This is a genomic window from Paraburkholderia sp. GAS448, assembly GCF_050435685.1.
Classification (GTDB): domain Bacteria; phylum Pseudomonadota; class Gammaproteobacteria; order Burkholderiales; family Burkholderiaceae; genus Paraburkholderia.
This window is the reverse complement of sequence record NZ_JBNDKT010000023.1, coordinates 134,659-147,346: the sequence shown is the minus strand read 5'-3', so window position 1 is coordinate 147,346 and position 12,688 is coordinate 134,659. Positions and strand designations below refer to the sequence as shown.

Here is a 12,688-nt window from a genome sequence, read left to right as displayed (position 1 = left end):
AGAAGGAGCCTCACGTGATTCGCAATCTGTTCCAGGAAAAGCATGTTCGCTACGCCGCCTAAGGAATAGGGCACTATTTGATGCACTCGTCAGTATTTACCAACGGCGGCAAAAGTCAATGACTGCATTCCTCGGTTTCGCCTGACGACAAAGAGCGAAATGAGGAAAATATCTTGCGACTGCAGTGACCTATCCCGACGGGATATGCGTGCCCCTCGCCACGTTTATCTTGTGCAAACGGGCGACGAGAAACGACATGGGTCAACGTCCTATTCTTGCGGTAGGGGAGGCTCCCGACCGCGCAGACCACGACATTTCATGAGTTCTTGCGCGCCCCTCCACGCCTGATCTCACGACATCGTCACGGCACCATCCAGTCCCCGTCGGCAACGAGCCTGACTCGCTCCGGCTCGGCAAAGCGGACGATATAGCCGCCTTTGGACGCGAAGCGCTGCCCCGGCGCCAGCGTGAGGCGCGGATAGTAGCCGGTCAGGATGCGGCGTTCAAGCATGTCCTGAATGCGCTCGATCAGGTAATCCCTCTCGAACGCATCGACCATATGGCTAAGCGTCTCCGCCAGCAGACCGCACGCGAGATAAGTGTCCGCCTGGACCTGCGGGGCGACCATCGGGATTTTGCGGATCGAGAACCAACCGAATGCATAGTCGACACGGACACGCCGTCCGTCCGGCAAGTCGAATGGATAGGCGAGGCGCGTGACGCCGCGCCAGCTCGCCGACAACGGTGTGCTATCGAGCCCGCCCAGCAGCCCCGACATGAACACGGTGTCCGAAGGCGGTGGCAAACGCCCGAGCGCCGCGACGTCGGGCGGACGCAGCCATAGCACCAGCACGTCCGCACGTGACATTCCGTGCAGCGAGCGCGCGATGCTGTCGCCTGGCGCCAGAGCGCGGTTCGACACCACGATACCATGACCCTTCAACGCGGCGGCAAGCGCCTGTGCTCCCCGCTCGCCGTTGTCGCCTGTGCGATAGACCTGCCAGACCCTTGTCGTCGCTTGCACGGGTTTGCCATGGGCTTCATCGAGAATCCGCGTGGCAAGCAGCGCCGCCTCGAGCAGAACGCCCTTCGAGAAATACACGGAATAGAAATCCTGGTCGGTTTCGACCGGCACTTCCACGTTGGGAAAGAGACACGGCACGGCCTCCCGCTCGCAGAACTCGTGGACCGGCGCCCAGTTTTTGCCGCCGAGTCCCGACAGCACCGCAAACACCGGCTGTTCCACCAATAGGCGCTTCAACTGTTCGTGCCAGGTCGACGGCGGTCCGCTCAACTCCCACACATGCAGCTCCCAGCGACGATTGACCATGAACATCATCTTGTGAGACGCGCGCAGCGGCGGCGTCGCGCCAAGCGGAAACACGTTCTTGTCATCGAAGTACTGTTTGAGCACGTCGAGCATGCCACGCCGTTTCACCGGGTCCGCATCCGGTGTGATGATCGTAGCGAAGTGCAGCACCGTGTCCGTCACACCTGCTGACCTGCGTCGATCGAGGCGTTTCAGATAGCCGATCAGCGCTGCCATGTCGGTGTCGTTCAGCGCGTACTGCGGCATCAGATTGCTGAGCGGCTTGCCTTCCGAGTCGAGTCCTTCGCGTATTGCTCTCGCGATCGTCGCATCGGTGTAGGGCTCGCGATTGGTGCGCATGCCGGGAATGTACGGGAGGTCGAACTCTTCGGGGTTCTCTACGCGAGGATGGACCAGATACCGGTCAGTGATCGGCGGGATGTTGTTGTTCCCCTCTCTGGATCCAAGGCCGCTGCGCCGATGGCAATTCATGCAGGCCGCGGCAGCGCCTCGCAGGTTCACGCCACCGTCGTGCATCGCTTCAACCGGTTCGCCCGAACCCAGCACGCCTTTCTGGAAGATCGCTTCCCCCGTGTTCGCTGCCGTTACGGACGGCGTTGGCGGGGCAGAGTGCGCCTTGTCCGCCGGCACAATCAATGCGGCGAGCAAGACAAATTGAACGAGCGCGGGCGCCGCGATCGATCGTACCCGCGCGATGGCTCCTCGGCTGACCCGGGCGCAGTCCATGGCTAGGGGCTCGGCCGGGTCATCGCGCGAGGCACCGGCGGCGAGGCGCTGGCGTCGACCGACACCGAATTGCGCCGTCCCAGCGAGGCGGGCTTGGCGAAAATCACATCGTCCAGCGGCGGATTGAGCGCCACCTTGTCGATCGTCAGCTTGTCTCTCATTCCGGAAGCCGCTGCGCCGCTTTCGATCGTGAACGGTATCTGCAATCCGTCGACGTTCCTGTAGTTGCCATAGCTCACTTCCACAGTGACCGGCCCATGAGGGCCCCGCGCCTCGCGGTCGTACTTCACATCCAGAAAGGTTTGAGCGTCGATCCACACATGGCGGATCACGCCGGAAGGCAGCTTCGCAGCAAGGCGGTAGGCATCGTGTCCGTCGACCTTATCAATACCATCGAGCGTGATGCTGACGCCCTTCGCTTCATGGTCGATCAACGGTCCGTCGATAACCTGCTCGTCACGCGCGGACTTCGATTCGTCCATCGTGTACGGCCGCGGATTCCCGCCGCCCATGCCGCTCGGGTTCACCTTCCAGCCTTCCCTGCCGTCGAATACCCGGAGAGCCTTCTGGTTGAGCACGGTGATCTCGAAACGTGTCTTGTTCGGGCGTTTCAGCGCGAGGACGAACGGCAGATCCTGCGCAGGGTCTTTCGCACTATTCACGTGACCGACCCAGGCCATCGTCTGGACCTTCCGCCATGCGTCGAGGCCGCCCCTCGCGGCGACGTTCTTCTCGGCGATCTGGTCCGCGCTCAGATCGTGCTCCGCCGGTATCTGCTCACTCGCATACACCGCCACCGTCAGGAACGCGACGAGCATCCACAATACAATTCTTGTCATGGCCGTGAACCTCCGACGGATGTTCGGCTAGTGGCTCGGCATTTTGGCCATGGCCAGCTGCGGTTTCGCAAACAGGGTGTCGTCCGTCGGTGGATTCACCGTGACATGCTCGATCGTCAACTTGTGCGGCTGTTTGCCACCGGTGACAACGGTCTCCAGCGTGTGCGGCACGACGAGCCCACTTTCTTTCCGGTAATCGCGATAGAAGATGGCGACGTCGTGCATCTTGCCGTCGAGCTTGCGCGGTTCGCCGTCGATCTTCAGTTCGAGAAAACTGGCTGCGTCGATCCAGATGCGGCGTGACGCATTGTCTTTCGTCGTCAGCTTCAGGATGTACGCGCGGTGCCCTTCCACCGGTTCCATGCCCAGCACCTCGACCCGCGAGCCCTTGCTCGCGTAATCGATCAGCGGGCCGTCCAGTTCAGCCGATACCGCGGCCGATTTGGCTTCCGCAGGCGTATAGGGCTCGACTTCATCGCGGCCGAGGAAGGGCCTGACTTTCCAGCCCTGTGTGCCGTCATAGACCTGAAACGCCGTCTGCTGGTTGAAGCGAATCTCGAAGCGGCTCTTGTGGGGCCGCTTCATCGTGATCACGAACGGCAGCCTGGTGTTCTTCGTGCCGCCGGCTTCGATCTGCCCCGACATCGTCATCGTATTGACCGCGTGCCACGCCTGAAGCCCCCCGCGTGCCGCGACGTTCCGGTCGACGATCTGCGCCGCACTCAGGTGACTCGCCGCCGCGGCCTGCGCCGTTCCTGCGGTCGAGGCTGCGAACGCAACCGGGCCGGATGCCAGAAGACCGGCCACAGAGGCCGCCGAGATCGCCATCAAAAGAAACCGGGTCATGAATCACCTCCTCTATTTATCTAGCAGATCGCTGTTCCGCGATCATTTGACTATCAGTCCGTCAATATGGAGCGAGCCGACGAATACGTCGACCCGGTCCCCCGCCTTGATCGGATTGCCCTTGTTGGAAAACACCATCCAGTATTCCTGGCCGACTTCCAGTGGACCGGTCTGGCGCAGCGGGCCGATCTTGTCCATGACCGGAATCTCGAGCAACGTGTGGCTCGCTTCCCCGTACAGATAGGCGGTCGCGGTCTTCTCGCCGAGCAGATGCGCCGCTACCGGATCGGTCACGCGATAACTGAAGCGAATCAGATTGCCCGATGCGGTGTGGCGCACGCTCAGGTTGTCGATGCCCCTCATCAGCCCGTAGTAGTTCTTCGCGTGCTGCGGCAGATTCACGGGCAAATATGGCGAGTGCCTGGGCGTGGAAGCCACCGGCGGTTTGAGCGCCGCCGGTGCGCCCTGCTGGGCCGCGACCGCTTGAACCACGGTCGCGGCCAGACAGACGCTGCTCGCGAACAGCACCGCCGGCGACGTCGAGAGGGATCGAAGTTTCATTGCAGCGTCCCCCTCAGCGTATGACCGCCGGCAGCACTTGCGCCGGATTCAGCGGCGGTGTCGCGGGCAGATTCGGCGCCCCGCCGGGCAGGATCCCGCCAAGGTTCGGCGCCAATCCCGGCAACAGGCCGAGCAGACCGCCCGACTGGCTCCCCAATGCGAGCGGATCGATCGGGAGGCCGGGCAGGAGGCGGAGTTCGACCGCGCCGATGTCGAACCCTAAGCCTTGCGGTCTTGATGTGCCGAAGATGTCATGGTTTGGCGCACCCGCCGCCTTGCCTTTATTGATCGCCGGCGAACCCGTCGTGATTGAGTAGTTGCCCAGCACAGGCATTGACGTCCCTGGGCTCGAGTAGGCAGCGGCATTGTTCAGCGACAGCGGACCGTAAGCCATGTTGACCCAGTTGTTGCCTTCATCCACCGTCGCCGCCGGAGTCAGGTTGAACACCGGGTTGGGCAGGGTCGCGTCCGAGATGCCTGGAGCCACGTTATAGCCTAGCCCTCCATTCTCCGGTGGTATGCGCGAACCGTTGCAGTACTGGCTGACAAAGTCAGGGCTGCCCGGCGCCTGGTTCCCATTGCCACTGTAACCACCGCTGAGACTGGTCAGTATCGAACTCACCGGCTGGAGCGTGAACCCTGAGTTATGGTTGGTCGGTCCCGTGTCGCCACGGATGCCGATGTCCCAATAGTTCGCTCCACTTGGGCAGTTGCCCGTGGAGGTTTGACTCAAGGTCGGAACCAGTGTGACCAGGTGCTGCTGGTTCAGAAGACCGGGACCAAAGGAGCCCACGTTAATGTTGAACGTGCGGTTCTGCCAGAACAGGTCGTTTTGCAGCGTCGGGTATGAGACCTCCCTGCAAGCCGTAGGAGTTGGATAGCCTGCGGGGCAGGTTACCGTCGCGGGCAACGACGCGATCAAGTTCGAGGTATGTCTCATCGCAACCAGTCCTGCAGCCTGGGGCGTCGATGTTGTGACCGGGTTGACGCAACTTGGATTTTGCGGTTGGCTCGGGTCCGGCTGCGGAGTGCAACTAGAGCCGTTCCCGCTTCCAGCAGCCGGCGGGGGCGTGTTGGCATTGGCTGCTCCAAGCGTGTTGAAGAGCACCCCGGACGAAGCCGTCGTGTCGTTGGAAACCACCGTGTTGTTGATGAAGTTCACCCGCAACGCATCCTGGAGCGAGACCCCAGCGCCATCCCAGCCTGCAACATTATCCGCGATGACGTTGTTGGTGACGCTCACGCTATACCAGCTTGCCGGATTGGTGGCATTGCGAGCCACTTCGGTGCCGTTCACGCTCTGCATCCGCAGGCCGCCACCGCTGCCGCTTTCGGCGCTGTTGCCTACGATCAGGTTGGAGTCGATCACAAGGCCGGGGCCGACGCCATCGGACAGCGCTGGCGGACAATCCGCATCCGCAGTGAGGTTTTCACAGATCGCTCCATCCGGCGGGGCGCCCATGACCGACAGCCCACCGCCGTTGGTCGGGATCGTCGGGTTGAAGCTCTGGTTGAAAAGGAACCAGTTGTCCGCGATATTGCCGTTGACGCTGAACCCGAAGTGGGTGAAACCGCCGCCGTCGCCACCGCTCATATTGCCGCACACCCAGTTGTAGTTGAACCGGTAGGTGTCGGACCCGGTGCATATAGTGACACCACCGGCCGCCTCCGGCGTGACTGAATTCAATTCGTCGCCGATGGAGGAATTCTGCGTGATGGAGTTGTGATGTATGCGCACATTCCTGTTGAACCCGAACGGCACTTGAGTCACGCCATCCGCAGCGATGATAGCCTCCAGGGTTTCCATCTGGCCGACGGTGATGCCGCCCGACAAAGTCCCCGAATTTCCGTAGATCCGGTTGTTGGAAACTTCCGTGGAATGGTTCCAGGCGTGGAGGAAGACGCCGCCGCCACCGGCTGAGCTGTTGGTGAAGCTCATGCCATCGACGCGCGATGGGTTGCAGAGGAAATTGCTCCCGAAGAATGGGGAAGTTGCGTTGCAGTCGCCCGTAGCCCCAGTGTTAGCGTTTAGTTGAATACAACCGGTGCCATTCAACGCGTCGCAGACTCCAGGAGCATTCGCGTTCTTAAGTCCTTTCCCCAGGACCGTAATGGCCGCACCTTCGTAGGCTCCCATCAACGTGGGCTCCTGCAACAGTTCCGCAAGATTGCCGTTGAGGCTTGGGTCCCAACCGACCAGGGGCTCAAGCGGTGTCGGGTCCGACTTCCCTTGCATCGTTGAGGAACAAGAGAAATTGCCGTTTGGATCATACGGATTCGTGCTGCTGATGAAACCGCCATTCAAAGACAAGCCAAACAGACAGTTGACCTGGCGCCGCCAAGAATCCATCTTGCCCGCGGGATGGGTGTTCGCGTCCACCGTAACAGAGGCCGCGCCGACGCCTTGCAGCCGCACCGGCTTCCACATGAGCAACATTTCCTTGTAGGTACCCGGACCGACGATGATCAGATCACCCGAGGCGGCTTTGTCGATGGCAAGCTGGATCGCGTTTTCGGCAGACACGCCGGTCACAGGGCCGCCGGAGCTGTTCACGATGGAGGTTGGAGTTACATACGTCGGAGCCTTGCCGCCGATCGTGACGGTGACCGTGTCGATCGAGCGCTTGCCGTTGGCGGCCGTGATGACGAGTTCACCGCACATCGTAGGCGCCGACACGCCGCTTTGCTGGATCGTGCAGCTCGACTGCGATCCAAGCAACGCCGGTACCATCACCTTAATCTGTGTATCGCTCCATGACATCGGGATTGCCGGCATGCCTCCGATCGTCACCGATCCCTGTTGCGCACCGAAGCCATAGTGCCGTGTGATGAACTTCAGGTTAAACGGAGCTTTCGTTGCCGCAGGCCCAGAGTAGGCAGGATTCGGCACATTCATATCATCACCTCGCGCCGTAATCGTCAGTATCTTGCCGGGATTGCTGACCCACGGTCCCGCGCCGCCGCCGATCGTGTCGCCTGTCACGCTGGCGATGGCCGGCGTTGCATCCGGGTACTTGCAGTCCGGTGGGGTATAGCTGTCCGCGAAGGCCGAAGTGGGTATAACCGGCGTATCCATGTACGCGGTCTCACCCGGCATAAACGCCCATTCATAGCAGAACTGGCTGTAGTTCGAGTTGAACAGGGGATCGGTCATCGTTTGGCCAGGATGCAACGGATCTGGAACCGGGCCCGGGTCGTTCATGCAAGTGACCATCACCGTGGGCGCGTACCCGGTTGGGTTGGGTGGGTTGACTTCCCAAGTCGAGTAATTCAAGCCATTGAAGAATCCCCACTGGTCGGAATAGAAGCGTCCAACTTCATTTCCATTGAAATCCTTGAAGGAGACCGGCAGGTTGGGGACGGCAAACTTCTCACCGAATATCGGCGAAAACGGGTCGAACTCAGAAGCAAAGTCGTCCGTGATGATGCCGGCGAAATGGGCCGCCACATGCGTCGAGCTGAAGATGTAGAACTTCGCCAACACCGACGCCTGGTCCGCGAGCGTGACTTGCTTGCGGTCACACAGGGGCCGCGAAGCCCCGGCGAATGGCGCGACTTCCTGCGCGCCCGGGAACAGGCTGAGGTAGTCGGGCACGACGCGCGTTTGACCCACGCACGGCCAGTACTCCTCGACACTCCCGGTATCACCCTCGTTTCGCGGGAAGGTCTCAGAGCCGAGATTGGTCGTCGGGTTCAGCGCACTGTTCCGGTTATAGGTGGCATTCACCGCGGCCTGGTCAGGCAGGATGAAGATGGCGCCCAAACCGGCGAACTGCTGGGTCACTGGCGCTATGTAGTTGTCGCCAATGAGAATGTTCTTGTCCTCTTCCTTGACCAGTTCGTAACCCGGTGGCACCACGACTTCGACCACGTACTTGCCGGCAGGCAGCATCGGCGTGCCGTCGTCCGGGTTCGCAACACAAATCGTGCAATTCGTACCCGGGCGCGATCCTGGCGTGCCGTTGACTGATCCGGTGCCCCTGGGTGCTCCGTTCACCGGATCTCGGTCAACGATGCTCGGGAAGTGGTACATGCCGTCGTAAGGCGCCGGCTGTACCTGATTGAACGCGGGCATGCCGTCATAGCATTTGAACTGGCTGTTGTTCGGCAGCGTAGTGCCTGGATTGAGCCACTGCTTGCTGTCCTTCAAGGTAAAGAAGAAGGGACTGGTAGCGTCCTGGCCCGGGCAGTTCATGTTGGGAATGCCGTCGGAACGGAAGCCTTGCGCCCAATCGTCCCAACTGCTTGTCATGGTGGTGTCTACCAGCGTCAGGCTGGGAGTTCCATCCGGAGCCGTGCCCGTTTGATACAGGTTGATGGTCACGTTCGGCACGTCAGGCGTCCATTTCGTGTGGAGCAGCAGCGTGGGATCATCGAATGGCCGCGTCGAGGCGTAAATCACCTCACCCTTGATGCCGCCGTTCTCGCCGGTAGCGAACGGTTTCTTGCCAAACTCCATAAACTCGGCGTTGCCGATAAAGCCTTGCCAGGCCTCGTCGGTCACCCATGGGGGATCAATGCGACCGGTGGAAGGGTTGGCAGCGCTGCTGCCCGGGCCATTGTGGATCGAAAAGCCGGTGCAGTCGGCATTGTCGCAGTACACCGCGCCAGGTACCCGCAGGTTGGTGGGGAGATGGTTGTTTTCCAGCGTGTTCGCGAGGCCGCTGGCGATGGTCGAGGTACCCCCGCCATGCCCGTCCGCGGGGCCGCCCGCGTCATAGACCACGTGAACACCCGTCTGTTTGAAACGCGTGGTGTCAGTCTCGAGCGTAAGCCAGTTGAAGTACGGAAAGATTTCGTTAAAGCTAGCGAAACCGTTCAGATCGGTAGTGTTGAAGTTGGAGATGCTGCCATCCCGGAACCGAACGTTGGTCGCAGCAAATGGCACCCCAGGGTCATCGCCGTGCGAGACGCCGTCCCCGTGGATGTCCATGAAGGTCCGGGTGTAGAGATTCGTGCGCCATTGCTGTATCGGAATGTCTCCCATGTCGACATTGCCACCCGACACCGCTACTGGCATCGAAAGGCCGTCGACGATGAGGTCGTTCCACTGGTCGAAAACAGTGATTCTCCAATTACCATCGGGAATATTCGCAAACGTAAAGGTCCCATCGTTGTTGCACTTTGTGAACGCGAAATCTTCGGCATCCGGGTCACCCAGGCTCACGTAGCACTGAGAGTAACGATAGGCATCGTACGAACCGCTGCTATAGAGTCGCTCATCTGGTATCCGGCTTGGGCGTGCCATCGTGACTTTGCCCTTAACCGTATTGGTGCAATGAGCCGTTGCGCTGGCGCACACTCCAGCCTTCCGGGCATTGATGATCTTCGGGTTCGCGAAGCCGATGGAGACGTGGTATCCCGCCGGCCCGAACTCCTGGAAGTACGCCGGCTCGCCGGCCTTGATGAAAGCCTCGTGACCCTTCGTACCATCCAGGCTGTTGGTCTGGAGCCACTCTTCACCGCGGGCAATTCGATCGGCGTTAGGCGTGGCCACCACTTCGTACAGGCCGGGGTACAGGTTGGCAATGACAGCCTGACCCTCGAGTGGCGAAGGCGTTTTACCGTCCGACTCAAAATGCGGACAGGTGACGATCATGCCCACCAGCCCGTCCGGATTTTTTGAAATCGGGCACGCATCCAGCCCGGTGTGCTGATCTTTTGTGCCAACCAGGCTATTCGATAACGGCATATTGAACATGTCGTAGGTCGGCTGTCCGGTCGCATCACCAAAGCCACCAGCCTGGTCATTGAGCGTGATCTGGAATCCTCCCAGGCCGGGCTCCTGGGTTGCCAGGGCGTCAACTCCGCCGCCAGCGTCGTTTTCGCCGTTAAGCGGAAAGTCATCCTCGAATACAAATACCGCGATCTTCGCTGTCGGGAGAGGCGCCTCTTGGGGCGCCACGGTGACGGCCTTCGGCCCGCTGCCCGCCGCGATCGGTGCGCCGCCCATGGTATGGCCGCAAGTACCGGTTCCGGGAGCCCAGGTTGAGCTACCGGGGCTATAAGGTCCGCAGTCGGTATCGATGCTGAAGGGCCTTGATTTGCCGCCGCCCAGACTCACTGGGGCGCCAGCGCCGGAAGTGAACGTGTTGCCAGCATCACCCGGCAAGATCGAGATGTAATAGCGCTTGCTCGGGTCGAGGGCGACCTGACCTGGGGAGACCGGGGTCTGCTGCGTAGCCCCCGTGCGGCACGCACCGTTACCAACATCACACACGGCTGGCTGGCCCAGGAGCTTCTGCCCGGACTCGCAAGCGAAGGTGCCGACGCAGCCCGAAGCAACCACCGGCATGTGGCTGGAATGGAAGTTGGTTCCGAGACTTTGCACAGGCAAAGGCGGGCACCTGGCTGGCCTCACATTGGGGTCGGTTGAGTTGACCTGGCAGGCAGGGTCAATCAGGAAGGTACGGTCTTCCTCGATGATCCAGCGGTAGTCGTTGATCGCTACTCCATTTTTTGGATCCTTCACCGTAACGACCAGTCCGCTGCCGCCCTTGAACGTCACGGTCACAGTCGCGGGAGCGCTCGATGTGTTTTGCGAATTGACCGCCTTGTACTTGAAGGTCACCGTGGCAGTAGACGCTCCAGTGGGAGGAGTGGTCGGGGCCGACGTGAAGGATCCGTCCGGATTCAGCGTGACTGTGCCGCCAGTGGGACTGCCTCCGACAAGAACGGCTGTGAGTGGCAGGCCTGAAGGGTCCTTGGCGTACGCCAACACGCCGCTAGGGCTGATCTGCATCTGGGACGCGATGTTGCTGGTGAAGCTGGCATTACTGGCCACCGGCGCGCCGGACAGACAGCCGTTGGCGGCGCTGCACGCTGACAGCGTGACCGTCGCCGATACGGCGGGATTCCCGTTCGCCTGATACACAAAGCTGTCAGCCGTCGTGCCGGCATTCGGCACATAGACGAACGTGCCGTCCGGGTTCAGAGTGAGCGCGCCGCCGGTGGTCGTCGTCTTGACCTCAACGCCATAGACATTGACATCCTTGGCTTTCACGCCCCTGGCCGGGTCCGACACGGTCAACGTGGTGCCCGGGATAAAGAAGTAGTTAGCGGCATTGGCAACCGCATTCTGATTGGCAGCCCCCGCCGTCGGCAGCGCGCCGCCATTGACTGCGACGTACGCCTGCATGCCGCCGTCGCGTTGATTGTTGGTCGACAGGCTCAGTTCGCGGTCGAACACCGGCAGCGCCGTTGCGCCGGTCGCCGGTGCGTTCAACAACACGTCCTGCGTTTTGCCGGCCGCCAGAAACACTTCCGACTGGACCCGCGGACTGCCGGGCAGCACGTTGCCGTCTTCGGCGATCAGCGAGAAACCGGAAACCGCAGGATTGCCGGTTTGCGTACCGACTATCGACGGAACGTGCATCCGCAAACCAGCGTTCACGAAACGCACGAGCACCTGGCCCGTAGCGACAGGCGCGGTGGCGGCAAACGAGGACCCGCCGGGATTGGTCCGGTCGAAGGCGACACCGTTGATCAGGTAGTAGCGCGGGTCGTAGTTCACCGTTGGCGGATAGCAGGTGCCGAACGTCGTCGACTTCGAATCGCCGCAGCCGCCGGGCTGACCCGACCACACGAGGGTTTCGCTGAAGCCCGCCGTCGTCACCGCCGCGGCGGCAGCCGCGTTTTGCACGGGATCGATTTCGCTCAACAGGAGCGGCACGTCGGCGTCATAGCAGATATTCGGATAGGCCTGATAGGTCTGTGTCGCCACCGGGCAGCTCACGCTGCCGCCGACCGGGGTCTTCACAACTAGCACGCCGTACAGCCCCATCGGCCCCTGGATCGACGGATGCGTTCCCGACTCGAGCAGATAGGTGCCGGGGCTGAGATTGTTCCAGGTCAGCGAGGTTGTCTGGCCCTTCGCCACCTCGGTTGCAAACGACTGGACACGCGGTCCTTGCGCGGGCGGCGTGAACGTCGCGCCGGTCGCGCTGGAGGCAATCGGCCAGGTTGTTGCGGTTTGCGTCGGATGCGGCGGACTCGGCATGCTCGTCGCCGTCGTCCCCAGGCCGCCGCCCAACTGCCCCACGATCACGAGCGAGGTCGGCACGGCACCGGGCAGGCTATTGGTGAGGTTGATCGTCAGGGGTCCAGACGGCACGGTGATCACCACCGGCGACCAGCTCGCTCCGGCGTGCGGGTTCGACGCCGCACAGGTGGCGGGCGCCACCGCGGCCGCCGAGCAGCCGTAGCCCCACATCGGCACAGCCTGTCCGTCGGGCAACGTAGCAGTGCTGGCCTTCGCTGTCAGATTGACGACCTGGGCGAAAGATACCCCACTGGCCGTCAGCAGAATGGACGCCGCGACACCTGCCTTGAGCAAGTCGAAGAGCGTCGCCCTAAACTTGTTGGATCTCATCGCGTTTCTCCCCGC

General features: G+C 61.5%; 5 protein-coding genes. All 5 read right to left on the bottom strand.

The features are described 5' to 3' along the window. Window positions 1–361: 361 nt before the first annotated feature. Genes P3T23_RS32325 through P3T23_RS32305 form a run of 5 tightly spaced genes read right to left on the bottom strand, consistent with a single transcriptional unit; the run spans window position 362 to window position 12,673 of the window. Entirely contained in the window at window positions 362–2,056 is a 1,695-nt protein-coding gene (locus tag P3T23_RS32325) for a cytochrome C (protein WP_429320139.1), read from the bottom strand. A 2-nt stretch (window positions 2,057–2,058) separates the two neighbouring features. Beyond that, window positions 2,059–2,895 (bottom strand): hypothetical protein, encoded by an 837-nt coding sequence (locus P3T23_RS32320; protein WP_429320138.1) that lies wholly within the window; start codon window positions 2,893–2,895, stop codon window positions 2,059–2,061. A 27-nt stretch (window positions 2,896–2,922) separates the two neighbouring features. Beyond that, entirely contained in the window at window positions 2,923–3,741 is an 819-nt protein-coding gene (locus P3T23_RS32315; protein WP_429320137.1) for an outer membrane lipoprotein-sorting protein, read from the bottom strand. Window positions 3,742–3,783: 42 nt separating this feature from the next. Then, window positions 3,784–4,302, bottom strand: a complete 519-nt coding sequence (locus P3T23_RS32310; RefSeq protein ID WP_429320136.1) for a hypothetical protein — start codon at window positions 4,300–4,302, stop codon at window positions 3,784–3,786. A gap of 13 nt (window positions 4,303–4,315) precedes the next feature. After that, complete coding sequence (locus P3T23_RS32305; RefSeq protein ID WP_429320135.1) at window positions 4,316–12,673, bottom strand: choice-of-anchor Q domain-containing protein; 8,358 nt, start codon at window positions 12,671–12,673, stop codon at window positions 4,316–4,318. Window positions 12,674–12,688: the final 15 nt, after the last annotated feature.

Excerpts from the sequence above, each read along its gene's own strand:
- P3T23_RS32325 (WP_429320139.1), bottom strand. The coding sequence starts at position 2,056 with ATGGACTGCGCCCGGGTCAGCCGAGGAGCCATCGCGCGGGTACGATCG.
- P3T23_RS32320 (WP_429320138.1), bottom strand. The coding sequence starts at position 2,895 with ATGACAAGAATTGTATTGTGGATGCTCGTCGCGTTCCTGACGGTGGCG.
- P3T23_RS32315 (WP_429320137.1), bottom strand. The coding sequence starts at position 3,741 with ATGACCCGGTTTCTTTTGATGGCGATCTCGGCGGCCTCTGTGGCCGGT.
- P3T23_RS32310 (WP_429320136.1), bottom strand. The coding sequence starts at position 4,302 with ATGAAACTTCGATCCCTCTCGACGTCGCCGGCGGTGCTGTTCGCGAGC.
- P3T23_RS32305 (WP_429320135.1), bottom strand. The coding sequence starts at position 12,673 with ATGAGATCCAACAAGTTTAGGGCGACGCTCTTCGACTTGCTCAAGGCA.